The organism is Nocardiopsis sp. iso_40 (genome assembly GCF_056173285.1).
Window position 1 is genome coordinate 2,058,744 of record NZ_CM149666.1, and the last position, 24,088, is coordinate 2,082,831.

A 24,088-nucleotide genomic window follows, 5' to 3' on the forward strand; every position below is an offset into this window, starting at 1 on the left:
CGAGTCGAGAGGCTCATGCCTATAGCCAGAAAGCTAATGGCATTAGCCAATCTGGTCAAGGTCCCGCCTCCCGGGTGTTCGGGGCGGTGCCGGCGGCAGTGTCGGCACCGGTGCTGCCGGTGGCCGCGTGAACTGGGGTGACGTCCAACCGATAGCGTGGCCGTGTGAGGGACGACCGGGTGCCCCGGCGGTGCACAGGATCTACACTGCGAGGCAGATCGGGCCGAAGGGCCCGCCTAGACAACAAGAGAGCTACACAGTGATCGACATCATCGACGAACTCCAGTGGCGCGGCCTGATCGCGCAGACGACCGACCTTGACGCACTCCGCAAGGCGCTGGCCGATGGTCCGATCACCCTCTATTGCGGGTTCGACCCGACGGCGGGAAGCCTGCACGTCGGCCACCTCACCCAGGCACTCACCCTGGCCCGTTTCCAGCAGGCCGGGCACCGCCCCATCGCCCTCGTCGGCGGCGGTACGGGACTCATCGGTGACCCCAAGCCCAACGCCGAGCGGCAGATGAACTCGGTGGAGACGGTGCGGGGCTGGGTCGGGAACCTGGCCGGGCAGCTCTCGGCCTTCCTGCGCTTCACCCCCGAGGGCGAACAGGCCGGGCCCACGGACGCGGTCCTGGCCAACAACGGTGACTGGCTGGGCGAGATCAACGCGATCGAGTTGCTCCGTGACGTCGGCAAGCACTTCAGCATCAACCAGATGCTGGCCCGCGAGACCGTCAGGAGCCGCCTCGACGGTGAGGGGATGAGCTACACCGAGTTCAGCTACGTGCTCCTGCAGTCCTACGACTTCGTCGAGCTCTACCGGCGTTACGGCTGCACGCTCCAGACCGGCGGTTCCGACCAGTGGGGCAACATCACCGCGGGTCTGGACCTGGTCCGCCGGATCGAGGGCAACGAGCCGCACGGGCAGGCGCACGGACTGACCACGAACCTGCTCACCAAGGCCGACGGCACCAAGTTCGGCAAGACCGAGTCCGGCACGGTCTGGCTCGACCCCGAACTGACCTCGCCGTACGCCTTCTACCAGTTCTGGTTCAACGCCGACGACCGCGACGTCATCCGCTACCTCAAGGTGTTCACCTTCCTCTCCCGCGAGGAGATCGAGGACCTGGAGCGCCAGACTCAGGAGCGCCCCCAGGCCCGTGCCGCCCAGCGCACCCTCGCCGAGCAGCTGACCACTCTGGTGCACGGTGCGGAGGAGACCCGCAAGGTCAAGGAGGCCAGCCTGGCGCTCTTCGGCCGGGCCGACCTGTCCGAGCTGGACGGGCCCACCCTGGGGGCGGCCCTGGCCGAGGTGCCCAGGGCCGAGGTCTCCGGACCGGTCGGCGACCTGCTCGTCGTGGACCTGTTCGCCCAGAGCGGCCTGGCCCCCAGCAAGTCGGCGGCGCGCCGCGCCATCCAGGAGGGCGGTGCCTACGTGAACAACGTGAAGGTGACCGACGTCGAGGCCAGGCTCAGCGCCGACGATGTACTCGGAGGCGGCTTCGTCGTGCTCCGCAAGGGCAAGCGCAACGTCGGCGGTGTCGTTCTCCAGGGTTAGGCGCACCGAACAGTCGGGCGGCGGGGTGGTCGAACGGCCGAGTGCACCGGGTAGGTGTACTGGCCTGATCGGCCGGAACCACGGGCCGGCCCCTTCCGGGGGCCGGCCCTCGCTGTATCCGGTGCTCCCGTGGAGGGACCTGGTGTGCTCGGGGCTCGCCCGGAGGGGTCGGCGCCCGGACGCGGGTATCGGAGCTAAAGATCTGGTTTGGTCCTGGAATGATGCGGGCAAGATGGCTGTTGTCTGACAACAGCCGACGTAACAGCGCGATCCGGGTGTGAGGACCGCGTACGTCAGGGCCTTGAGAAGCCACCCGAACAGGGATGACTGAGGCCCGGATCGCCGAGACGGCATCCGATCCGGGTCCTGACTTGACGTCCACCCCCGCCTTGCCTATAGTTGCACGAGTCGCTGCGGGACGGCGGGCGGAGCCACTTCGGGGTTCCAGTCCGGAACCGGGCCGCGATCACAGACACCTCTTCCGAAACACGGTGGTTCGAGCGGTGCTCGGGGCATGTAAACTTCGGAGAGTCGCTTCAAAAGCCCGGCGGAAACGCAAAGGCAAACGGAGCACACGGGCTTTACCCCGATAAGGAATGACACAAACCGCCGATTTGGCGGGGCGCGAAACACCTGATAAAGTAAAGACACAACACAGCGAGAAAGCCGCAACAGCGGCCGGACCGCGACAAAGCCTTCCACGGAAGAGCAGCCGCAACGCAAGTTACGGCGCTTGTACGGGAAAAGCGATTGTTTCTTGAGAACTCAACAGCGCGTGTTTGATTTTCTTTAAGCCATGTTTGTTTTGGCCCCGACGCACCACGGTGCGTAGGGTTCCTTTGATTAACCAACGCGAGTTGGTTGGTCAGGATTTCTTCTAGGTTTACCCGTCCCAGGCAGACCCCCGGGTCGCCGGGTAGGGTTGTTTGACCTTTATGGAGAGTTTGATCCTGGCTCAGGACGAACGCTGGCGGCGTGCTTAACACATGCAAGTCGAGCGGTAAGGCCCTTCGGGGTACACGAGCGGCGAACGGGTGAGTAACACGTGAGCAACCTGCCCCTGACTCCGGGATAAGCGGTGGAAACGCCGTCTAATACCGGATATGACACACCATCTCCTGGTGGTGTGTGGAAAGTTTTGTCGGTCAGGGATGGGCTCGCGGCCTATCAGCTAGTTGGTGGGGTAAAGGCCTACCAAGGCGATTACGGGTAGCCGGCCTGAGAGGGCGACCGGCCACACTGGGACTGAGACACGGCCCAGACTCCTGCGGGAGGCAGCAGTGGGGAATATTGCACAATGGGCGAAAGCCTGATGCAGCGACGCCGCGTGGGGGATGACGGCCTTCGGGTTGTAAACCTCTTTTACCACCAACGCAGGCCCCGGGTTCTCTCGGGGTTGACGGTAGGTGGGGAATAAGGACCGGCTAACTACGTGCCAGCAGCCGCGGTAATACGTAGGGTCCGAGCGTTGTCCGGAATTATTGGGCGTAAAGAGCTCGTAGGCGGCGTGTCGCGTCTGCTGTGAAAGACCGGGGCTTAACCCCGGTTCTGCAGTGGATACGGGCATGCTAGAGGTAGGTAGGGGAGACTGGAATTCCTGGTGTAGCGGTGAAATGCGCAGATATCAGGAGGAACACCGGTGGCGAAGGCGGGTCTCTGGGCCTTACCTGACGCTGAGGAGCGAAAGCATGGGGAGCGAACAGGATTAGATACCCTGGTAGTCCATGCCGTAAACGTTGGGCGCTAGGTGTGGGGACTTTCCACGGTTTCCGCGCCGTAGCTAACGCATTAAGCGCCCCGCCTGGGGAGTACGGCCGCAAGGCTAAAACTCAAAGGAATTGACGGGGGCCCGCACAAGCGGCGGAGCATGTTGCTTAATTCGACGCAACGCGAAGAACCTTACCAAGGTTTGACATCACCCGTGGACCTGTAGAGATACAGGGTCATTTAGTTGGTGGGTGACAGGTGGTGCATGGCTGTCGTCAGCTCGTGTCGTGAGATGTTGGGTTAAGTCCCGCAACGAGCGCAACCCTTGTTCCATGTTGCCAGCACGTAATGGTGGGGACTCATGGGAGACTGCCGGGGTCAACTCGGAGGAAGGTGGGGACGACGTCAAGTCATCATGCCCCTTATGTCTTGGGCTGCAAACATGCTACAATGGCCGGTACAATGGGCGTGCGATACCGTAAGGTGGAGCGAATCCCTTAAAGCCGGTCTCAGTTCGGATTGGGGTCTGCAACTCGACCCCATGAAGGTGGAGTCGCTAGTAATCGCGGATCAGCAACGCCGCGGTGAATACGTTCCCGGGCCTTGTACACACCGCCCGTCACGTCATGAAAGTCGGCAACACCCGAAACTTGTGGCCTAACCCTTCGGGGAGGGAATGAGTGAAGGTGGGGCTGGCGATTGGGACGAAGTCGTAACAAGGTAGCCGTACCGGAAGGTGCGGCTGGATCACCTCCTTTCTAAGGAGTCTTTTGAAGGCCAACTTTTTCCTATCGTTGGTCGGACTCGAAAGTGGACCCGAGCGTGCTGGTCTTGATGGCTGGCAGGTGTTCGGGAGTGGCTGAAGGAAATGAAACTTAACCCCTGGTGACTAGAAGCATCGGGGGGCGCGCTGTTGGGTATCTGAGGAAGCAATCGTGGCCATCGGTCTTCACCATGGGTGGGGGCGGGTGGTCTGGTTGGTTCCCTGGACCACCCCTGAGAACTCCCAGCTGGTGCTGGTGTTGAGGTATCGGGGTTTGTGGTTGGTGTTTTGACTTGTGAATAGTGTGCGCGAGCATCTTATTATCTGTAGTGGCCAAGTGATAGTGGCACACGGTGGATGCCTTGGCATCAGGCGCCGATGAAGGACGTGGGAGGCCACGATAGGCCGCGGGGAGCTGTCAACCGAGCTTTGATCCGCGGGTGTCCGAATGGGGAAACCTAGCCCGAGTTGTGTCGGGTTGCCGCTACCTGAATGTATAGGGTAGTTGGTGGTGACGCGGGGAAGTGAAACATCTCAGTACCCGTAGGAAGAGTAAACAACAGTGATTCTCCTAGTAGTGGTGAGCGAACGGGGAAGAGGCTAAACCGTATGCGTGTGATAGACGGCAGTCGTTGCGTGTGCGGGGTTGTGGGGTGCATCTTTCCAGGTCTGTCGGCCTGGAGCGCTGATGGTTCTTCTAGCTGAATCCGTTGGGAAGCGGTACCGGAGTGGGTGAGAGTCCCGTAGGTGAAGGAAGAGTCTAGGTGTTGGTGTGTTCCCGAGTAGCGCGGAGCCCGAGAAATTCCGTGTGAATCTGGCAGGACCACCTGCTAAGCCAAAATACGTCCTGATGACCGATAGTGCACTAGTACCGTGAGGGAAAGGTGAAAAGTGCCCCGGTGAGGGGTCGTGAAATAGTACCTGAAACCGTGTGCTGTCAAGCCGTCAGAGCTGGGGCTTGTTCCTGGTGATGGCGTGCCTTTTGAAGAATGAGCCTGCGAGTCATGGTGTGTGGCAAGGTTAACCCGGGTGGGGTAGCCGTAGGGAAACCGAGTCTGAATAGGGCGGTTGAGTCGCATGCTGTGGACCCGAAGCGGAGTGATCTACCCATGTCCAGGGTGAAGCGGGGGTAAGACCTCGTGGAGGCCCGAACCCACCAGAGTTGAAAATCTGGGGGATGAGGTGTGGGTAGGGGTGAAAGGCCAATCAAACTCCGTGATAGCTGGTTCTCCCCGAAATGCATTTAGGTGCAGCGTCACGTGTTTCTTGCTGGAGGTAGAGCTACTGTTTGGCTGATGGGCCCGACAAGGTTACTGACGTCAGACAAACTCCGAATGCCGGTGAAGTGAAGCGTGGCAGTGAGACTGCGGGGGATAAGCTTCGTAGTCGAGAGGGAAACAGCCCAGATCATCAGCTAAGGCCCCTAAGCGTGTGCTAAGTGGGAAAGGTTGTGGAGTTGCCCAGACAACCAGGAGGTTGGCTTAGAAGCAGCCATCCTTTAAAGAGTGCGTAATAGCTCACTGGTCAAGTGGTTCTGCGCCGATAATGTAGCGGGGCTTAAGTACACCGCCGAAGCTGTGAAGTTCAGCCCGCAAGGGCTGGGTTGGTAGGGGAGCGTCGTGCATCCAGTGAAGCTGCCGAGTGATCGTGTGGTGGAGGGTGTGCGAGTGAGAATGCAGGCATGAGTAGCGAAAGCAACGTGAGAAACGTTGCCGCCGATTGACTAAGGGTTCCTGGGGCAGGTTAATCCGCCCAGGGTGAGTCTGGACCTAAGGCGAGGCCGACAGGCGTAGTCGATGGATAACGGGTTGATATTCCCGTACCCGTGCACGAGCGTCCAATACTGAATCAGGTGATGCTAACCACGCTGGATCTTGCAAAATCCTTCGGGAGATTGTTTGTATCTGGTCTGGGACCCGAGCTTGTAGTAGGTAAGTGATGGGGTGACGCAGGAGGGTAGCTCTACCCGGCGGTGGTTGTCCGGGGGTAAGCGTGTAGGCCGGGGGGTAGGTAAATCCGCCTCTCATCAGGGCTGAGACGTGATGCCGAGCCGTTTTTGGTGAAGTGAGTGATCCCATGCTGTCGAGAAAAGCCTCTAGCGAGTTCGTGTGTGGCCAGTACCCTAAACCGACGCAGGTGGTCAGGTAGAGAATACCGAGGCGTTCGGGTGAACCATGGTTAAGGAACTCGGCAAATTGTCCCCGTAACTTTGGGAGAAGGGGAGCCCTGTCTGGTGACGGTCTTTACGGCCTGAGCTGGGTGGGGTCGCAGATAGCGGGGGGAAGCGACTGTTTATTAAAAACACAGGTCCGTGCGAAGTCGTAAGACGCTGTATACGGACTGACGCCTGCCCGGTGCTGGAACGTTAAGAGGACTGGTTAGTTGGGGTTCGCCCCGGCGAAGCTAGGAATCTAAGCGCCAGTAAACGGCGGTGGTAACTATAACCATCCTAAGGTAGCGAAATTCCTTGTCGGGTAAGTTCCGACCTGCACGAATGGCGTAACGACTTCCCCACTGTCTCAACCATGGGCCCGGTGAAATTGCACTACGAGTAAAGATGCTCGTTTCGCGCAGCAGGACGGAAAGACCCCGGGACCTTCACTATAGCTTGACATTGGTGTTTGGGATGGTTTGTGTAGGATAGGTGGGAGCCGGTGAAGTCGTCACGCTAGTGGCGGTGGAGGCGTTGGTGAAATACCACTCTGACTGTTTCGGGCATCTAACTTTGGACCGTGATCCGGTTCGGGGACAGTGTCTGGTGGGTAGTTTAACTGGGGCGGTTGCCTCCCAAAGAGTAACGGAGGCGCCCAAAGGTTCCCTCAGCCTGGTTGGTAATCAGGTGTTGAGTGTAAGTGCACAAGGGAGCTTGACTGTGAGACGGACGTGTCGAGCAGGAGCGAAAGCTGGGACTAGTGATCCGGCACCGGCGTGTGGAAGCGGTGTCGCTCAACGGCTAAAAGGTACCCCGGGGATAACAGGCTGATCTTCCCCAAGAGTCCATATCGACGGGATGGTTTGGCACCTCGATGTCGGCTCGTCGCATCCTGGGGCTGGAGTTGGTCCCAAGGGTTGGGCTGTTCGCCCATTAAAGCGGCACGCGAGCTGGGTTTAGAACGTCGTGAGACAGTTCGGTCCCTATCCGCTGTGCGCGTTGGAGACTTGAGAAGGGCTGTCCCTAGTACGAGAGGACCGGGACGGACGAACCTCTGGTGTGCCAGTTGTCCTGCCAAGGGCATGGCTGGTTGGCTACGTTCGGGAGAGATAACCGCTGAAAGCATCTAAGCGGGAAGCTTGCTTCGAGATGAGGTCTCCTGCCTCCTTGAGAGGGTAAGGCTCCCTGTAGACGACAGGGTTGATAGGCCGGGTGTGGAAGCCTTGTGAGGGGTGGAGCTGACCGGTACTAATAGGCCGAGGGCTTGTCCGCTGCAGATAATTGGATGTTCGCGCACACTAGATTCACACGAAGCTTGCTCGTGGTCATCGTTCCCTCTTTTTGGGGTTGAGTGGTGGTTGTGGGTGTTTGGTTTCCGTGGTGGTTGTAGCAGGAGGGTCACACTCGGTCTCATTCCGAACCCGGTCGTTAAGTCTCCTTGCGCTGATGGTACTGCCCTGTGGTGGGGTGGGAGAGTAGGTCGCTGCCACGGTTTTTCTTGAAGAAAGAGGGGGTTGCTGTTATGGCGGCCCCCTTCTTTTTTGTGGTGGTTTGTGAACATGTGAAAAGCGGGGGTGGGGGAGGCCCGCTGTGGTGCGGGGCGGGTTCCCCGCCTGGCTGCGGTGGAGGGTTCTGCCCGGGTGGTGCCTTCAAACGGTTGGTGGTGGGGGTTCAGGACACCCCCCTTGGGGTGCTTGGGCCCGGTGTTCGTCCGGCTGGGCCCTGTGGGGGTTGGTGTGGGGCGTACTCGGAGGCCGCTACGCACCTCGCGGGACGTGTTTGATCTTGCTACGTCTGGGTCTGGAAAAGGGCGAGGCCCGTAGCTCGCCAACCCCCTGGACTACTGGTGTGTTCTGGAGACACGTGTCCCCACGTCTGGCGAAAACCCCCTGTGTCCGGGCGCCGCCCACCGTCCTACGGCCAACCCCCACCACCAGGGGAGGACAAGCAAGGTGCACGTTCTGTGACCCCCTGGGGTTGAGGGGGTTTGCGCCGTGCGGGTCACAACAGCGCCCAACGGAGGTTCACAACCCCCTGGGGTGCTGTGCTGTGGACAAGCACACCGTGGTGGGTTGCGGCTTTGGTGATGTGTGGACACACCATGTCGTAAGCTGGAGGATACGAGTACTTCTACGCGCTGCTACTGCTCAGGTGGCAGCGCTTTTGAATGTTGACGGACGGGTTGGATGACTGAGGACAGCCGATCGGGAGACCGCGAGGACTCCGGAGCAAACGACCACAGCGGTAACCGCTCCGGTGGGCCTGGCGGTCGCGGGCGCGGTGACGAATCCCGTCCCCGGTCTGGCTACAGGGGCTCCCGGGACGACAGGGGCAGCGGTGACCGACGCGAGCACCGTGGGAGCGACGACCGTCGTGGCGGGTTCCGTGGTGACCGCAACCGTGGCGAGGGCCGGCCGGGCGGCGACCGTCGAGGGGCTCCCGGTGGGGACCGTCGCGACGACCGTGGTGGGTTCCGTGGCCGCGATGACCGCCAGGGTGGTGACCGTGGCGGGTTCCGTGGTGACCGCAACCGTGGTGAGGGCCGGCCGGGCGGCGACCGTCGAGGGGCTCCCGGTGGGGACCGTCGCGACGACCGTGGTGGGTTCCGTGGCCGCGATGACCGCCAGGGCGGGTTCCGCCGGAATGATCGTGGCGGGCAGCGCGACGACCGTGGTGGTTACCGCGGCCGGGACGACCGTGACCGGCGTCCTCCGCGTGAGGACCGCGACCCGGCCGACATCGCTCCGCCGTTGCCCGACGAGGCCACCTACGGCCAGTTGGACAAGGAGACCAAGCGCGACCTGCACTCGCTGCCCAAGTCCCTGGCTGAGCTGATCGGCAAGCACATCGTGGCCGCGGGGCTGTTCGTGGACGAGGACCCGGAGCGGGCCTACAAGCACGCCGCCTACGCCCGTCGCAAGGCCTCCCGTCTGCCCAGCGTCCGTGAGGCCTCCGGCATCGCCGCCTACACGGTGGGCAAGTGGCAGGAGGCCCTGGCCGACCTGCGGGCGGCCCGTCGTATGAGTGGAAGGGACACCTTCCTGCCGGTCATGGCCGACTGCGAGCGCGGCCTCGGCCGCCCCGAGAGGGCCCTGGAGATCACCAACGACCCGGCGGGCAAGGAGCTGGACGCCGAGGAACGCATCGAGCTGCGGATCGTCGCGGCCGGCGCCCGTCGTGACATGGGCGATGTCAAGGCGGCCCTGGCCGAGCTCCAGGTACCGGAGTTGAAGGAGCGCCGGGCCCGGCCGTACGTGGCCCGGCTGTTCTACGCCTACGCCGACGTCCTGGCCGAACTCGGCCGTACCGAGGACGCCCGGGAGTACTTCGCGCGCGCCTCCTCGGTGGACCGCGAGGGTGTGACCGACGCCGATGAGCGCCTCGCCGCGATCGAGGGCGTCGAACTGGTCGACATCGACGTCGAGGACGGCATCGTCTGGACCGACGTCGAGGCGGAGGCGGACGAGGCCGCGGCCGAGGCTGCTGAGGACCGTAGCCGTCGGGAGGGTCGGGACTGACCCCCTCGGAACACGCGCCGTCGAGTGGCCCGGAGCCGCTCGGCGGCGCTGCCGTGTACCTGGGTGAGCTGCCCGAGGAGTACGACTCGGTGGTGTGCCTGACCTATGAGGGGGGACGCCTCCTGATGGTGCGTCACCGAAGGCGGGCCTGGGAGTTCCCGGGAGGGCACCGGGAGCCCGGTGAGGACCTGTACGCCACCGCGCGGCGCGAGGCACACGAGGAGGCCGGAGCCACCCTCGGCGAGGTCAGGGCCATGGGCTACTACGTGTTGTCCAGCGGGCACACCACCGTGGTCACGCACGCCGAGGTGAGTCGGCTGGAGCCCCTGAGCGGGGAGTTCGAGACCGTTGAGGTGCGGACTTTCGATTGTTTGCCCTCCGACCGGGAACTGTCCTGGGCGGACGGCCTGTACGCCTACCTGATCCGCGCCCTCGGGCTGCCCGGGGCGGACCCCAGCCGCTTGACGTAGGTGCTCTCGGTCCCGACGAGGCTGTATCCGATCCGGTTGTTGATGGCGAGCATCGGCTCGTTGGTCTCGTGGTTGCCGGTGTAGGCGTGGGTGAAGCCCCGTTCCCTGGCACGGTGCAGCGCCACGGCCTTCACGTAACCGCCCAGGCCGCGCCCGCGGTGCTCGCGTAGGGTGCCGGTCATCGCCGACTCCATGCGGGTGTCGTGGTCGGACATGTAGCGGGAGATCGCCACGGGGACGCCGTCGAGCAGGAGGGCGAGGCTGATCTCCGGGTCGGCCATCGGATTGTGCCACACCGCCTCGAGCCAGTCCCCGTAGGACATGAACTCCTCCGTCTGCTCGCCCGGCTCGTCCTGGTCGGCGGCCCTGTCGATCTCGTAGAGCGGCCGGGGGTCCTCGGCGAACCCCGACCACCGGCGCAGTTCGACCCCCTCGGGCGCCTTCGGGGGGTCGGGGAGCCTGTTCAGGTCCATGCCGAGGACGTGGTGGCTCTCGACCAGCTCGTAACCCCGGTCCAGGGCCGCCGCGCGGAACAGTTCGCCGTCGGCCTGGACGCCCTGTTGCGCGGCGGCGGTGCGCAGGACGGTCGCCCCCCTCTCGACCAGGCCGGCCTCGGAGGCGGCCAGGAGCCGGGCGGCGAGGTCCCCGCTCCGGTGCCGTTCCGCCATGGCCCCCAGGTAGGACCGGCCGTTGTCCGTGCGCAGCCTGCCCAGGACGTACCCGACCACGGTGTCGCCCTCCACCGCGACGAGGCGTGTGTCGTCGGCCCCGGGAACCGGGTGGTCGAACCGCCACCGCATGAGCTCCTCGGTGAGGACCATGCCGGGGAAGGCGTTTCTGAGCAGGGAGTGGGCCTGGGGGATGTCGTTCCTGTGCAGGGGACGAATCTGGGGAGCCATGTCCGGAGGCTACGGGGGCGGCCCCGGCGGCGCAGGTGGTTTTTCCGTTGCCGTCAGCTCCGCTCCCCGGCTTCCTTTCTGGCGTCCGCCTGCTCCTGGGCGAGCCTGTCCAGCCAGTGCACGATCCCGCCCACGTTGGCCTCCGGGCCGCTGAGCGTGTCCAGGACGGCCGCGGCCTCGGGGGAGGCGTCCGGGGGGAGCGGCCTGTACCGGGAGACCACCTTGTCGCGCACCATCGCGATGGCGTGGTCCAGGTCCCCTCCGGTGTCCCGGGAGTCGCGCACGGTCTCCACCCACAGGCGGAGCTCGCTCTCGGCGCGGTCGATGGTCTCGGCGACGAGGTCGTGTGCGCCGAAGTGGGAGAACATCAGCCGCTGGGCGCCGATGTCGCCGAACAGGCGCAGGGTGCGCAGGCAGGCGTCCATGTCGAAGTCCGGTGGCGGGGTGGCCGGGCGCAGGTCCCCGGTGAGCGGGTTGTACACGCCCAGGGCGTCACCGACGTACAGGTCGCCGGTCCCGGTGTCCACCAGGCCCATGTGGTGTTTGGCGTGCCCGGGGGCGTAGTGGGACACCAGTTTGCGGCCTGCGCCGAGGTCGATCTCGCCGGTTCCGGCCACCGAGCGGATGCGGGCCGCCTCGGTGGGGTGCATGTGCCCGAACAGGGTCTCCAGCCGGTCGCCCCACACCATCTTCGCGCTGGCCATCAGACGGCTGGGGTCGGCCAGGTGGCGGGCGCCGCGCTCGTGCACGACGATCTCCGCGTTGGGGAACAGCGCCGCCATGTCCCCGGTGCCGCCCGCGTGGTCCAGGTGGATGTGGGTGACCACGATGGTGGCCAGGTCCTCGGGCGCCAGTCCGAGCCGGACGACGGCGTCCCGCAGGACCGGGGCCGAACCGGCGGTGCCCACCTCGACGATGCAGGGCCGTTCGGTGCGGATCAGGTAGGCGGACACGACCCCGGGGTACCCGGCGAGCATCGTGTCGATGGCATAGATCTCGTCGCCCAGCGGGGTGATCCCCTCGGGCAGACCGCTGACGTCCACATCGTCGTGCACGGCAGACACCCCTCTTCCTCGCGTGGTGCGGTCCGGTCAGGACCGAACCCGACTCTAGGACAAGGATGTCATGGCAGCGTGTGGTGGGGGTCACCTAACCGTTTGGGGGTCTACCAGCCCAAGCCGGCCAGCGCCTCCGCCACGGAGGCGCTCCGGGGGTCGACCGAGCCGTCGGACCAGAGCGCGGTGCACAGGGCGCGCAGACCGTCCAACCGGTCACCGGTACCGGACAGGTGCACGGCGCCCGCGGTGACGGTGGCGGTCCAGTCGCCGCACACGGTCCGTGCCGTGTCCCCGTCGGTGCGGCGCACCGGGCCGGGGTGGGTCTCGTTCATCCCGGACAGGTCCCACGACAGGTAGCGGGGGCGCCGGTGGGCGGGGGCGGCCAGTACGTCCCTCGGGGTGGCGACCCCGGACAGGACCAGCAGGCCCGCGGCGCCGTGCGTGGCGGCCCCCTCGATGTCGGTGTCCAGGCGGTCGCCCACGATGAGCGGGTCGGCCGCGCCGGTGCGCAGCATCCCCTCCTCGTGCAGCGGGCGCATCGGCTTGCCCGCGATCACCGGTTCCACCCCGGTGGCGTACGCGATGACGCGCACGAAGGAACCGTTGCCGGGGGTGTTCCCCCACTCGGTGGGCGCGGTCGCGTCGGAGTTGCTGGCGACGAAGAACGCGCCGGCCGCGACCGCCAGGGTGCCCTGGTCGAGGAGGTCGCGGGAGACCGTCCGCGAGTAGCCCTGGACCACGGCCACCACCGACTCCCCGGCCACGGTGACGGGCCGCAGCCCCATCCTGCGGACGGCCTGGCGCAGCCCGGTGTCGCCGACCACCAGCACGTCCGACCCCTGCGGGTACCGGGCGGCGACCAGGCGGGCGGCGGCCTCCGCGGAGGTGACGACGTCCGCGGGGGCGGCGGGTACGCCCAGGTGGGTGAGGTGTTCGGCGATCCTGGCGGGGGTGCGTCCGGCGTTGTTGGTCACGAAGGCGACCCGGGCTCCGGCGGCGCGGGCCTTGGCCACCGCCTCGGGGGCGGCCGGGACGGCCTCGGCGCCGATGTAGACCACGCCGTCCAGGTCGAGGAGCATCGCGTCGTGGAGCTCGTTGAGCGGGCGGTCGGCGGCCTGCAGGGACATGGCGGAAGGTCCGATTCGGTGTGGCGGGAGAGGGTCCTCCCCAGATTAGGGCGCCGTGTCGTCCTGCGGGGTGTGGGCTCCGTCCCAGGGCCGGGGCGGACGGTTCCGGGCCAGCCAGGAGGTGGCGAAGGCGACGGCCTCGGCCAGGGGGAACAGGCGGGCGGTCGCCGACCCCACCGGGCCGGTGGTCACCGCGCCGGTGGCCTCGAAGGCCGTGCCCAGGGCGGGGAAGTCGGACTCGTCGAGGGCGACGCCGGTGTAGGTGACCCACTCCCGGCCGCCGTCGGGGGTGCGGACCGCGCAGGAGGAGGGTTCGGTGGGCGGGTCGGGTACCCGGTACTCGGCCAGGTGGAAGGCGGTGCAGGAGTCGTACCCGGCGCCCAGCAGCAGGACGCGGGCGCCCTCCTCCTCCAGCCGGGCCAGCGGGGAGCCCTCGCCCAGGGCGGATTCGAGGGGGTGGGGGTGCATGAGGCGGGCCGCGTGCGGGCCGAGCGCGGCGAAGGAGGTCTGCGGGTGGGCGCTGCGCACGGCGCCCGGCCAGGTGCGGATCCGCTCGGGTACGCGGCCCATGCGGACGCTGGGGGTGGTCGCGGGGTCGAAGGCGGGCGTTCGGGCGCGGATGGTCTCCCACCACGACTCCGGGACGGGCGGGTCGGCCCAGCCGGAGGGATCGCTGTTGTCGCCGGTCTGGGTGGGCACCACCAGGGTCCCGGCGGGGCCGACGGCGTCCAGGAGGGCATGGACCACCGTCTGGTCGCAATGCTGTTCAGTTAAGGGTTGTGGTGGTCCGTCAACCCTGACCCAGACGAAGAAGGGGCTCCCTGGTAGGACAGCTGTATCTCACCCCAGCTGTTCCCAAGGAGCCCCTTGCCCGACCATTGTGTCACGACCCGACAGACCCACCACGCACCCGGCGCCCTGGCCCCCGGCCACCTGGGAGAACTCACCCAGATCGTGCCTTTTGAGATGGTCGATTCCGTCCTGGAGGAATCCAACAGCCACCAACGACGCTCACGCCTGCTTCCCTCCCGCGTGGTCGTCTACCTCCTGCTCACAGCCGGACTCTTCACCCACTGCGGCTGGCCCGCCCTGTGGCGCAAACTCACCGCCGGGGTGAGCCTGTGCACCCAACCGGCCGCCTCCGCACTGTTCTACGCCCGCAAACGCCTGGGCCCAGCACCCCTCAAAGCTCTGTTCGAGCTGCTCTCTGGCCCCACCCACAGCGCCCACCGCTTCCACGGGCTGCTGGTGTGCGCCATCGACGGCACCCTGCTGGACGTACCCGCCACACAAGCCAACCGGGCCGTGCACCGCTCCAGCGGAGCCACCCGCTGGGCCGGGGCCGGCTACCCCCAAGTACGGTTGCTCGCCCTGGTCGCCACCGGATCCCGGGCACTGCTGGGCGCGGTCTTTGGACCCGTCACCCAGGGCGAGACCACCATGGCCGCCCGTCTGCTCCCAGCCATGGGTCCGGGCCAGCTCATCCTGGCCGATCGCGGGTTCGACGCCGCCGACCTGCTCAAAGATCTTCATACCAGCGGGGCCCAGCTCCTGGTTCGGATGGGCTCGCAGAGCAAACCCCGCCGCCTTCGTCGTTTGGGCGATGGCACCTGGCTGGTGCAGCGCGGCAAGGTACGGATGCGGCTCATCCAAGCCCAGATCACCATCGCCACAGACCAGGGCGAGCGCACCGGCTCCTACCGGCTGGCCACCACTCTGACCGATCCCGACCTGTATCCGGCCACGGGTCTGGTGGCGCTCTACCACCAGCGGTGGGAGATCGAGACCGCCTACTGCGAGCTGAAGTCGGCCCTGCTCGGGCGCCGGGTGCTGCGGGCCAAGGACCCCGAGGGGCTGGAACAGGAGGTGTGGGCGCTGTTGGCCACCTACCAGGTGGTGCGGTGCGCGATCGCTGACGCGCTGACCGCTACCGGGCACAGCCCGCTGCGGGCGAGTTTCGCGGTGGCGGTGGAAAGCGCCCGCGACCTGCTGGTGCGGGCCGAGAACGTCATCGCTGGCGAGCGCATCGACGTGCGGGGGTTGCTCGGGCGGCAGGTGTTGGCGAACCTGCTGCCCGAGCGGCGTCTACGCACAGTGCCTCGGGTGGTCAAACGCGCGATCTCCAAGTACCACGCCCGCTCCAACGGGGTGGATCGGACCACGTACAAGGCCACCGTGGACATCGCGGTGTTGACAGACCCTTGAACGCCTTAACTGAACAGCATTGCGTCTGGTCGGCGCCGCACACCCAGCCGAGCGAACGCAGGGAGGTGTGCACCAGGAGGGTGTCGCCGGGGGCCACCCCGAGCCCGGTCAGGTCCTCGGCCAGGTCGGGACGGGTCCGGGGGCGGTGCGTGTTCGGGAACGCGGCGGGCACGGGGCCTCCTCTCGCGGGTCGGGCCCGTCAGTATGGCGGGCGGGGCCGGGGACGGTCACCCGGTTTTCGGTTCCCGGACCGGAATCGCCGGGGAAAACGCCACCGGTCCTTCCGGGACGGCCCGCGAGGTGCTTGCATGGCGGTATGGGTGCCCACGAGTTCCTGACACTGGCCCTGGTGCTCGCTGTCGTGGCGGCGCTCGGCCTGGTGGGCAACCTGCTCCGCCAGCCCCTGATCGTCGTCTTCATCGCGGTCGGGATCATCGTCGGGCCGGTCGGGCTCGGTTGGATCTCCCCCTCGGGGACACTGGAGCTGTTGGCCCAGGTGGGTATCGCCCTGCTGCTGTTCCTGGTGGGTCTGCGGCTGGACCTGCACCTGATCCGGGCCACCGGTCCGGTGGCGTTGGCCACCGGCCTGGGGCAGATCGTGTTCACCTCTGCGGTGGGCTACGGGCTGGCCCGCCTGCTCGGTATGGACCCGCTGCCCGCCCTGTACGTCGCGGTGGCGCTGACCTTCTCGTCGACGATCATCATCGTCAAGCTCCTGTCCGACAAGCGTGAACTCGACAAGCTCCACGGGCGGATCGCCATCGGTTTCCTCATCGTCCAGGACATCGTCGTGGTCCTGGTGATGATCGCGCTGACCGCTTTCGGCCGGGCCTCCGGGGATTCGGTTCCCGCCGAGATGCTGCAGGTGCTGTGGGCCGGCGGCGGTCTGCTGCTGGGGTTGGCCCTGCTCTCCCGCTACGTCCTGCCCCGCCTGGTCCCCCTGGTGGCGCGTTCCCAGGAACTCCTGGTCCTGTTCGGGGTCGCCTACGCGGTGTCCGTGGCCGCGCTGAGCGAGTCGTTGGGTTTCAGCGCCGAGGTCGGCGCGTTCCTGGCCGGGGTTTCGCTGGCCTCGACCGAGTACAGGGACGCGCTCGGGGCCCGTCTGGTGAGCCTGCGCGACTTCATGCTGCTGTTCTTCTTCCTGGAGCTGGGCGCCAACCTGAACTTCGCGGACGCCGGGCGCCAGATCACCGAGGCCGCTGTTCTTTCGGTGTTCGTGCTCGTGGGCAACCCGCTCATCGTGCTGGTGATCATGGTGCTGATGCGCTACCCGGCCCGGGTCGGTTTCCTGGCGGGGCTCACCGTCGCCCAGATCAGTGAGTTCTCGCTGATCTTCGCGGCCCTGGGGCTGGGGCTGGGGCACATCGACGCCGGAACCGTCAGCCTGATCACGGTGGTCGGTCTGATCACCATCGGCGGCTCCACCTACATGATCCTCTACTCGCACCAGGTCTACCGGTGGCTGGGCCGCTGGCTGGACCCCCTGGACCGGCTCTTCCCCGACCGGCGCCACCGCGCCGAGCACTCCGCCAGGGACGTCGACGTGATCGTGTACGGGCTGGGGCGGTTCGGCAGGGAGGTCGTCACCCGGGTCGCCGCGGCCGGTTACCGCGTCCTCGCGGTGGACTTCGATCCGCAGAAGGTGTCCGCGGCCACCGAGCAGGACAACGTCACCACGGCCTTCGGGAGCGCCGAGGACCGGGACTTCCTGGAGACGCTCCCCCTGGGCCGCGCCCGGATGGTGCTCAGCGCGATCCCCTCCTCGCGGGCGGACCTGGTGCTCATCCACGGTCTGCGCCAGCACGGGTACGAGGGGTCGATCGTGCTGACCGCGCTCGACCCCGCCCTGGCCGAGCAGCTCCGTGAGGCCGGCGCCGACCACGTGGTGGAGCCCTACCGTGCTGGGGCCGAGAACCTGGTCGGGGAGCTGCGCGAACACATGGGGCCGCCGGGCCCGGCCGGGCCCGCGTGAGGACGGTTCACCGAAGGGCCCGCATGACCAGGCCGGTGCGCGGTTTGGGGCCGAAGGAGGTGGACTTGCGCGGGGTGAGCTCCCCGCGGTCGGCGACCGCGTAGACCTGGTCCACGCGCAGCGGCGGCACGATGACGGCGGTGCCCTTCTCGCCGCGGGCGGCGGCCGCGGCCTCCGCGGGGTCCTCGTGCACCATCCGCACCCGCTCCTCGGGGTAGTCCCACAGCGGCATGAGTACCTCGTGCAGTGCCGCCGTGGCCAGGTGGCGCCAGTCGGGGGAGCGGTCGGGCATCGCCCGTTCCAGGGCTCCCTCGTCGAACCCGCTCATGAGGTGGGCGTCGCCTCCGGCGGAGACCAGCAGCAGGGCCGGGGCGTCCACCCCGGCCAGGACGGCGGGGTCGGCGTTCGGGACCGGTTCCACCTCGGCCACCTCCCGGGCCGCCCTCAGCGCCCGGTCGGTGTCCAGCCCGGGCAGGACGCGGTGGATCGCCCCGAGCCGGGGCGGGTGGGTGTCGCTGTCCACGAGCAGGGCCAGGCCGTGGCTCCAGCCCGGATCGGTGTTCTCCCTGCGCAGGCGCAGGTAGGCGGCGTAGCGGTGGTGCCCGTCGGCGATCAGCGCGGAACGCGCGGCCAGGTCGGCGCGGACCTCCCGCTGCAGTTCGGGGTCGGTGATCGCCCACAGGCTGTGCCGGGCGCCGTCGCGGGTCCGGGCGCTGACCAGGGGTGTGTCCCGGGTGCCGGTCGCCTCGGTGGCGGCGGAGGCCGCCCCGCCCGCGCCGCGGTAGACGAGGAAGATCGGTTCGAGGTTGGCGCGGGCCACCTCCATCAGGCGGAAGCGGTCGCGTACCGGCGGGTCGGCGACGTCCTCGTGCGGGCGTACCGCCGGGGTACCCGCCTCGGGGCCCTGTTCCGGAAGTCCGAGGGCGCCCACGAGTCCCCTCTGGACCCGGCCGTCCGCCGCGGTCTGCTCGTACACGTACAGGGCGGGGGCCTCGTCCAGGGCGAGCACGCCCTCGTCGATCCAGTCACGCAGCAGGTCGGCGGCGGCGCGGTAGCGGCGGGAGGCGGTGTCCCCGCCCTGGGGCGCCTGCCGGGAGAGCTCGAAGGGCAGTGTGACCCTCGCCGCGTTGTGCGGGTCGGAGCGCTGGAGTTCGCGTGCCTCCTCCGCGTCGGGGATGTCGTAGGGCGGGGCCAGGAGGCGTGCGAGGTCGAAGCCCCCGTCGATGAAGCGGTCGACGTCGGGGGCCACGTAGCGCAGGCCGCGGAAGGGGGCCAGGTCGAGAGGTTGGCGGGGCATCCCAGCAAGGTACCCGCCGCCCGGCGGTGCCGGTGCGTTCCGGCCGGGGCGGGCGGTGGTCGGGCGGGGTCAGAGCAGGCGCCGCATCCGCAGCAGGTCACCGATGCTGGCGTCGACCTTCAGGCGCCGGCTGAACAGGGCCCTGGCCGGATCCAGCCGGTCCTCGGCCAGTTCCACCAGGTCGTCGCTGGAGACCGTCACCCGGACCTGGGGGGCGGCGGGTGCGTCCAGCGGTCGCGGGGTGACGTCGGTGAGGCCGTCGGCGGTCAGCCGCATGTCGAAGGCGGTGTCCAGGTCGGGGACGATCACGCGCACCGTGCGTTCGCGGATGTGTTCGCGGCGTTTGTCCAGCGGTTGGGCGAGGAGGCGCTCGTTCGCCCGGGCGATGCCCTCCAGGCAGGCGTTGATGCTGCTCATGGGCACATGATGCCCTATCCGACGGTATCTGTCCGAGCCGGGGCCAAGGGGGCGGGCGCGGACCAAGGGTGCGGTTCCGTCCGGGCGGGAGGTGCGGCGGGGCGAGCTCCGCCGTTTGCGTGCCAGGGGCGCCCGGTCCCCGGTAGCGTTGGCGTCGAACCCCCTGGAGCACGAGACCCCTCCCGCTCCGCGCCCTCTTCGTCATTTCCTCCTGCGGTCCCATCAAGGAGCACTTCATCATGGTCGTCGACGCGGTACGCACCTATCTGGACGCCGCCAATGGCCTTACCGAACTCTCGCGTAAGCAAGCCGTCGCGGCTGCCAAGACCCTGCTCAGGGCCGACGGGGCGGTGGCCCCCGCTCCTGCGGCCGCAGGAGGCGAGGCGCCTCCGCGGGTGGGGCAGAGCATCCAGACCCTGGCCGGGGAGCTGATCGAGACCAGCCAGGCCAACCGGGCGGCCGTCGCCGAGCTGGTCCGGGCCGAGGTCGGGCGCGCCCTGGAGCAGATGGACGTGGTGCCGCGCGCTGAGTACGAGCGGATGGCACGCCGGGTGGCGGAACTGGAGCGCCGGATGGCGGCCCGGCACGCGGTGGAGCGGGTGCTGGCGCCCCGGGGCGGGGCCTCCTCCGTGTTGCCCGCCGGGCAGGAGAGCGCTTCCGGGGCGGCCTCCCCGGAAGCCGGGCAGGTGCAGGAGGTGCCCGGGGGTGAGCGGCAGGGTGCCGGCGACGCGGAGTCCGGGGAGCGGCCCGAGGCCGAGGGCCCCGACGCGACGGGGGCCGGAGACGCCGACGGGGCCGGACCGGAGGCGGAGGAGTCCGCCCCGGCCGGGGACGCCGAGGAGAAGGGCGCTGACGGGGCCGCTGCCGCCGGGGCGGGCGCGGACACCGGGGACGGGCCCGAGTCCGGCACCGCCGCCAAGCGGACGGCCTCCCGTGGCAAGGGGAAGACCGCCGTCAAACCGCCCAGGTCGCGTTCGACGGCCAAGCGCCCCGCCAAGGGCAAGGGCGCGAAGAAGTAGGGTCCGTCCCGGCGGCCGAGTGAAGGGAGGAGGCTCCATGGACCGGAGCGAACAGGCCGAGGCCCTGGCTGAGCGGACCCTCGACGCCACGAGGGAACGGCTGGCCGGCCTGGACGCGCTGCCCACCGCGGAGCACGTCGCGGTGTTCGACACGCTGCACCAGGAACTCTCCGGTGTTCTGGGCGCTCTGGGGCAGAGCCCCCAGAGTCCTCGATAGCGGCCGGTACCCTAGGTGACCATGGCAAAACGTAGTCGGCTCGACGCGGAACTGGTCCGCCGCGGTCACGCACGCTCCCGGGGCCACGCGGCCGAGATCATCGAGAACGGTTTCGTCCGTGTGGCGGGCATGGTGGCCTCCAAGGCCGCGACCCAGATCGGAACCGACCAGCCCATCGTGGTGCGCACCCCCTCCGAGGAACCGACCTACGTGTCCCGGGGCGCCCACAAGCTCGTCGGGGCGCTGGACGCCTTCGGGCTGGCGGTGCGGGGACGCCGGGCGCTGGACGCCGGGGCCTCCACCGGGGGCTTCACCGACGTGCTGCTGCGTCGCGGTGCGGCGCACGTCACGGCGGTCGACGTCGGGTACGGGCAGCTCGCCTGGGCGTTGCGCAGCGACGAGCGCGTACGGGTGATGGAGCGCGTCAACGTCCGGGAACTGACCCCGGAGCAGATCGGTGAGCCCCGCCCGGACCTGGTGGTCGGCGACCTGTCGTTCATCTCCCTCAAACTCGTGCTCGGCGCGCTGCGCGACTGCACGGCCCCTGACGCCGACTTCGCGATGATGGTCAAACCCCAGTTCGAGGTCGGTAAGGCGCGTGTCGGCGCGGGTGGTGTGGTCCGCGAACCCGCCCTGCGGGCCGAGGCCGTCTCCGAGGTCGCGGCGCACGCCCTCACCCTGGGGCTGGGTGTGGTGGGGGTGACCGCGAGTCCCCTGCCCGGGCCCTCGGGGAACGTCGAGTACTTCCTGTGGATGCGGGCCGGCGCCCCGCCCCTGGACCCCGCCGCGTTGGAGCGTGCGATCCAGGAGGGGCCGTCCTGAGCGCGTGGCCTCCTGTCGCAGGAGTCCGGTAACGTGACCCGGCCGGGTGCGGTCGAGTACCCGGTCAGCAGCAGGCTTCCCGCGGGGGAGTGAACGTAAGGGGACGGCGATGACCAGCGGACGCAGTGTTCTCCTGCTGGCCCATACCGGCCGGCCCGCGGCGGTGCGCAGCGCGGAGTTGGTCCACGGCCGCCTCAGTCGGGCGGGGCTGACCGTGCGCATGCTCCGGAGCGAGGTCGAGGACCTGGCCGCCGTGGGTTGCACCCTGGCCCCGGTCGAGGCCGTCGAGGCGGCGGAGGCCGCCGAGGGTGTGGAGCTGGTCATGGTGCTCGGCGGTGACGGGACCCTGCTCAGGGCCGCGGAACTCGCCCGGCCGGCCGGTGCTCCGCTGCTCGGTGTCAACCTGGGGCACGTCGGTTTCCTGGCCGAGGCCGAACGCGAGGACCTGGGCGCCACGGTGCGCAGTGTGGTCGACCGCGACTACGTCGTCGAGGAACGCATGACCCTCGACGTGGCGGTCTTCAACGGAGGGCGCGGTGACGGGGCGCCCCCCGTGCGCTCGTGGGCGCTCAACGAGGCGACCCTGGAGAAGGCGGAGTCCCGCCGCATGCTGGAGATGGTTCTGGAGGTGGACGGGCGCCCCCTGTCCAGTTGGGGCTGTGACGGTGTGGTGTGCGCGACTCCCACCGGATCGACCGCGCACGCCTTCTCGGCGGGCGGCCCGGTGGTGTGGCCGGACGTGGCGGCGCTGCTGGTGGTGCCGATCAGCGCGCACGCGCTGTTCGCGCGCCCCCTGGTGGTGGGGCCCGAGGCCACGGTGGCGCTTGAGGTGCTGCCGGACACCACGCCGGGCGTGCTCTGGTGTGACGGACGGCGTATGGTCGAATTGCCCGCGGGGGCACGAATCGAGATCACTCGTGCTGATACGCCGGTCCGGCTGGCCCGGTTGCACCGCGCCCCGTTCACCGACCGCCTGGTGGCCAAGTTCGGTCTGCCGGTCAGCGGTTGGCGGGGGCGGGCCGAAGACAGGCGCTGAACGCCGTCACATGCAGAGGTCGTCAACTATCAGGAGAGGGATCGGTGCTCGAAGAAGTCCGTATCCAAGGCCTCGGTGTCATCGACGACGCCGTGTTGGAGTTGTCACCGGGCCTGACCGTCGTCACCGGTGAGACCGGCGCGGGCAAGACCATGGTCGTCACCGGGCTGGGACTGCTCTTCGGTGGGCGCGCCGATCCCCAGCGGGTTCGTCCCGGGGCCGACCGCGCGGTGGTCGAGGGGCGGCTGACCGTTCCGCGGGGCGGTCGGGTGGCCGACCGGGTCCTGGAGGCCGGCGGCGACATCGACGACGACGTCCTCATCCTCACCCGTGCGGTGTCGGCGGAGGGGCGTTCGCGGGCCACCATGGGCGGCCGTTCGGCCCCGGTGAGTCTGCTGGCCTATCTGGCCGACGACCTGGTGGCGGTGCACGGGCAGTCCGACCAGCAGCGTCTGCTGCGCGCGGACCGTCAGCGCTCCTCCCTGGACCGTTTCGCCGGCGAGGAACTGGCCAGGGAGATGAAGCGGTACAGCTCCGCCTACCGCCGCCACCGGGAGGTCTCCGCCGAGTTGGCGGAGTTGGTCGAGCGGGCGCGTGAGCGCACCCAGGAGGCCGACATGCTGCGGTTCGGGGTGGAGGAGATCGCCGCCGCGGAGCCGCTTCCGGGGGAGGACGCCGAGCTTCTGGCGGAGGAGACCCGGTTGGCGCACGCCGACGGGTTGCGGGTGGCGTCGACCACCGCGCACGAGGCGCTCACCGGCGACCCGGCCGCCGCCGAGGTGCAGGCCGACGTGGTGGGGTTGTTGTCGGCCGCCCGCCAGGCGGTGGGGGCGGTGCGTGAGCACGACGAGGACCTGGCGGCCATCGGGGACCGGCTGGACGAGGCGTCCTACATCCTCACCGACGCGGCCACCGAGCTCGCCTCCTACGCGGAGTCGGTGGACGCCGACCCGGCTCGCCTGGCCGCGGTCCAGGAGCGCAGGGCCCTGCTGACCCAGCTTTCGCGCAAGTACGGTGAGACCACCGACGAGGTGTTGGCCTGGGCGGAGAACGCGACCAAGCGGCTGGCCGACCTGGAGGGCGACGACGAGCAGATCGACGCCCTGCGCGCGGAGGCCGAGGAGCTGCACGCGCGGATGGACGAGGCCGCCACCGAGCTGACCCGGATCCGCTCCGCCGCGGCCGAGCGTTTCGGCGCGGCGGTCACGGAGGAGCTGACCGCGCTGGCCATGCCGCACGCGCGGGTGAGTGTGCGCATCACCACGGGTGAGGAGTTCGGGCAGCACGGGCGGGACGAGGTCGAGCTGTTGTTGGCCCCGCACCCGAGCTCTCCGCCGCTGGCCCTGCACAAGGGGGCCTCGGGCGGTGAGCTCTCCCGGGTGATGCTGGCGATCGAGGTGGTCTTCGCCGGAGCCGATCCGGTCCCCACCTTCGTGTTCGACGAGGTGGACGCCGGGGTGGGCGGCAAGGCCGCGGTGGAGATCGGGCGACGGCTGGCCCGGCTGGCCCGGCGCGCCCAGGTCATCGTGGTCACGCACCTGCCGCAGGTGGCCGCCTTCGCGGACGCGCACCTGGTGGTGGAGAAGTCCACCGAGGGGCTGGTCATCGAGAGCGGTGTCGTCCGGTTGGACCGGGGCGGGCGGGTCCGTGAGCTCTCGCGGATGCTCGCCGGGTTGGAGGACTCCGAGCTGGGCCGGGCCCACGCCGAGGAGCTGCTGGGCAACGCCGATCCGGAGCGCGCCTACCCGGCGGCCTGATCCCTTCCTGACGGTGCCCGTGCCGGTCCGGCGCGGGCACCGTTGGCGTTTTGCCCCGAAAACGCCGATCGCCCGCCTGTTGTGACACAGGGTT

The 24,088-nt window shown here is 68.2% G+C and carries 15 protein-coding genes, 3 rRNA genes and 2 pseudogenes; 13 read left to right on the forward strand and 7 right to left on the reverse strand.

Annotated elements, in window-relative coordinates:
• Positions 1-259 precede the first annotated feature (259 nt).
• The 6 genes from tyrS (at position 260) to AC0VYD_RS09165 (ending at position 10,168) form a co-directional block, all read left to right on the forward strand.
• Positions 260-1,558, forward strand: coding sequence for a tyrosine--tRNA ligase (tyrS, locus tag AC0VYD_RS09140; protein ID WP_475479458.1), 1,299 nt, complete (start codon positions 260-262; stop codon positions 1,556-1,558).
• Positions 1,559-2,490: 932 nt separating this feature from the next.
• Positions 2,491-4,023: ribosomal RNA gene (locus tag AC0VYD_RS09145) — 16S ribosomal RNA — on the forward strand.
• A gap of 335 nt (positions 4,024-4,358) precedes the next feature.
• Positions 4,359-7,453 (forward strand): 23S ribosomal RNA (locus AC0VYD_RS09150).
• 103 nt (positions 7,454-7,556) lie between these two features.
• Positions 7,557-7,672 (forward strand): 5S ribosomal RNA (rrf, locus tag AC0VYD_RS09155).
• Together the 16S, 23S and 5S rRNA genes form the textbook arrangement of a ribosomal RNA operon.
• A gap of 1,258 nt (positions 7,673-8,930) precedes the next feature.
• Positions 8,931-9,698, forward strand: coding sequence for a tetratricopeptide repeat protein (locus AC0VYD_RS09160; RefSeq protein ID WP_475479459.1), 768 nt, complete (start codon positions 8,931-8,933; stop codon positions 9,696-9,698).
• A 53-nt stretch (positions 9,699-9,751) separates the two neighbouring features.
• The gene (locus AC0VYD_RS09165; RefSeq protein ID WP_475479460.1) at positions 9,752-10,168 is read left to right on the forward strand and encodes an NUDIX hydrolase; all 417 of its coding nucleotides are present in this window, start codon (positions 9,752-9,754) and stop codon (positions 10,166-10,168) included.
• On the opposite strand, the gene AC0VYD_RS09170 is transcribed toward AC0VYD_RS09165, so the two are convergent.
• The 4 genes and pseudogenes from AC0VYD_RS09170 to AC0VYD_RS09185 form a co-directional block, all read right to left on the reverse strand.
• Positions 10,114-11,067: a GNAT family N-acetyltransferase gene (locus AC0VYD_RS09170; RefSeq protein WP_475479461.1), complete on the reverse strand. Its 954-nt coding sequence runs from the start codon at positions 11,065-11,067 to the stop codon at positions 10,114-10,116. The genes AC0VYD_RS09165 and AC0VYD_RS09170 overlap by 55 nt on opposite strands.
• Before the next feature lie 53 nt (positions 11,068-11,120).
• Positions 11,121-12,122, reverse strand: a complete 1,002-nt coding sequence (locus tag AC0VYD_RS09175) for an MBL fold metallo-hydrolase (protein ID WP_475479462.1) — start codon at positions 12,120-12,122, stop codon at positions 11,121-11,123.
• A 110-nt stretch (positions 12,123-12,232) separates the two neighbouring features.
• A complete protein-coding gene (locus tag AC0VYD_RS09180; RefSeq protein ID WP_475479463.1) occupies positions 12,233-13,252 on the reverse strand; it encodes an HAD-IIA family hydrolase in 1,020 nt (339 codons plus the stop codon).
• A 45-nt stretch (positions 13,253-13,297) separates the two neighbouring features.
• A pseudogene (locus tag AC0VYD_RS09185) lies at positions 13,298-14,008 on the reverse strand (AAC(3) family N-acetyltransferase); the annotation flags it as partial.
• 111 nt (positions 14,009-14,119) lie between these two features.
• On the opposite strand from AC0VYD_RS09185, the gene AC0VYD_RS09190 reads away from it, so the two are divergent.
• Entirely contained in the window at positions 14,120-15,457 is a 1,338-nt protein-coding gene (locus AC0VYD_RS09190; protein ID WP_475477818.1) for an IS4 family transposase, read from the forward strand.
• 25 nt (positions 15,458-15,482) lie between these two features.
• Here the strand turns inward: AC0VYD_RS09190 and AC0VYD_RS09195 are convergent.
• Positions 15,483-15,629, reverse strand: a pseudogene (locus tag AC0VYD_RS09195) (AAC(3) family N-acetyltransferase); the annotation flags it as partial.
• A gap of 144 nt (positions 15,630-15,773) precedes the next feature.
• Between AC0VYD_RS09195 and AC0VYD_RS09200 the strand changes: the two are divergent.
• The gene (locus tag AC0VYD_RS09200) at positions 15,774-17,429 is read left to right on the forward strand and encodes a cation:proton antiporter (protein ID WP_475479464.1); all 1,656 of its coding nucleotides are present in this window, start codon (positions 15,774-15,776) and stop codon (positions 17,427-17,429) included.
• A gap of 7 nt (positions 17,430-17,436) precedes the next feature.
• Here AC0VYD_RS09200 and AC0VYD_RS09205 read toward each other — a convergent pair whose 3' ends face one another.
• Together AC0VYD_RS09205 and AC0VYD_RS09210 are read right to left on the reverse strand one after the other, a co-directional pair.
• Complete coding sequence (locus AC0VYD_RS09205; RefSeq protein WP_475479465.1) at positions 17,437-18,726, reverse strand: DUF1015 domain-containing protein; 1,290 nt, start codon at positions 18,724-18,726, stop codon at positions 17,437-17,439.
• Positions 18,727-18,795: 69 nt separating this feature from the next.
• Positions 18,796-19,143: an SCP2 sterol-binding domain-containing protein gene (locus AC0VYD_RS09210; RefSeq protein WP_475479466.1), complete on the reverse strand. Its 348-nt coding sequence runs from the start codon at positions 19,141-19,143 to the stop codon at positions 18,796-18,798.
• 239 nt (positions 19,144-19,382) lie between these two features.
• Between AC0VYD_RS09210 and AC0VYD_RS09215 the strand changes: the two genes are divergently transcribed.
• From AC0VYD_RS09215 to recN, 5 genes are all read left to right on the forward strand, one after another.
• The gene (locus AC0VYD_RS09215; RefSeq protein WP_475479467.1) at positions 19,383-20,162 is read left to right on the forward strand and encodes a membrane fusogenic activity family protein; all 780 of its coding nucleotides are present in this window, start codon (positions 19,383-19,385) and stop codon (positions 20,160-20,162) included.
• A 37-nt stretch (positions 20,163-20,199) separates the two neighbouring features.
• A complete protein-coding gene (locus tag AC0VYD_RS09220; RefSeq protein WP_452548453.1) occupies positions 20,200-20,379 on the forward strand; it encodes a hypothetical protein in 180 nt (59 codons plus the stop codon).
• 21 nt (positions 20,380-20,400) lie between these two features.
• Positions 20,401-21,201, forward strand: coding sequence for a TlyA family RNA methyltransferase (locus AC0VYD_RS09225; protein ID WP_475479468.1), 801 nt, complete (start codon positions 20,401-20,403; stop codon positions 21,199-21,201).
• A gap of 109 nt (positions 21,202-21,310) precedes the next feature.
• Positions 21,311-22,237, forward strand: a complete 927-nt coding sequence (locus tag AC0VYD_RS09230) for an NAD kinase (RefSeq protein WP_475479469.1) — start codon at positions 21,311-21,313, stop codon at positions 22,235-22,237.
• A gap of 44 nt (positions 22,238-22,281) precedes the next feature.
• The gene (gene recN / locus AC0VYD_RS09235; protein WP_475479470.1) at positions 22,282-23,994 is read left to right on the forward strand and encodes a DNA repair protein RecN; all 1,713 of its coding nucleotides are present in this window, start codon (positions 22,282-22,284) and stop codon (positions 23,992-23,994) included.
• Positions 23,995-24,088 lie beyond the last annotated feature (94 nt).

Excerpts from the sequence above, each read along its gene's own strand:
- AC0VYD_RS09170 (WP_475479461.1), bottom strand. The coding sequence starts at position 11,067 with ATGGCTCCCCAGATTCGTCCCCTGCACAGGAACGACATCCCCCAGGCC.
- AC0VYD_RS09180 (WP_475479463.1), bottom strand. The coding sequence starts at position 13,252 with ATGTCCCTGCAGGCCGCCGACCGCCCGCTCAACGAGCTCCACGACGCG.
- AC0VYD_RS09200 (WP_475479464.1), top strand. The coding sequence starts at position 15,774 with ATGGGTGCCCACGAGTTCCTGACACTGGCCCTGGTGCTCGCTGTCGTG.
- AC0VYD_RS09205 (WP_475479465.1), bottom strand. The coding sequence starts at position 18,726 with ATGCCCCGCCAACCTCTCGACCTGGCCCCCTTCCGCGGCCTGCGCTAC.
- AC0VYD_RS09210 (WP_475479466.1), bottom strand. The coding sequence starts at position 19,143 with ATGAGCAGCATCAACGCCTGCCTGGAGGGCATCGCCCGGGCGAACGAG.
- AC0VYD_RS09215 (WP_475479467.1), top strand. The coding sequence starts at position 19,383 with ATGGTCGTCGACGCGGTACGCACCTATCTGGACGCCGCCAATGGCCTT.
- AC0VYD_RS09220 (WP_452548453.1), top strand. The coding sequence starts at position 20,200 with ATGGACCGGAGCGAACAGGCCGAGGCCCTGGCTGAGCGGACCCTCGAC.
- AC0VYD_RS09225 (WP_475479468.1), top strand. The coding sequence starts at position 20,401 with ATGGCAAAACGTAGTCGGCTCGACGCGGAACTGGTCCGCCGCGGTCAC.
- AC0VYD_RS09230 (WP_475479469.1), top strand. The coding sequence starts at position 21,311 with ATGACCAGCGGACGCAGTGTTCTCCTGCTGGCCCATACCGGCCGGCCC.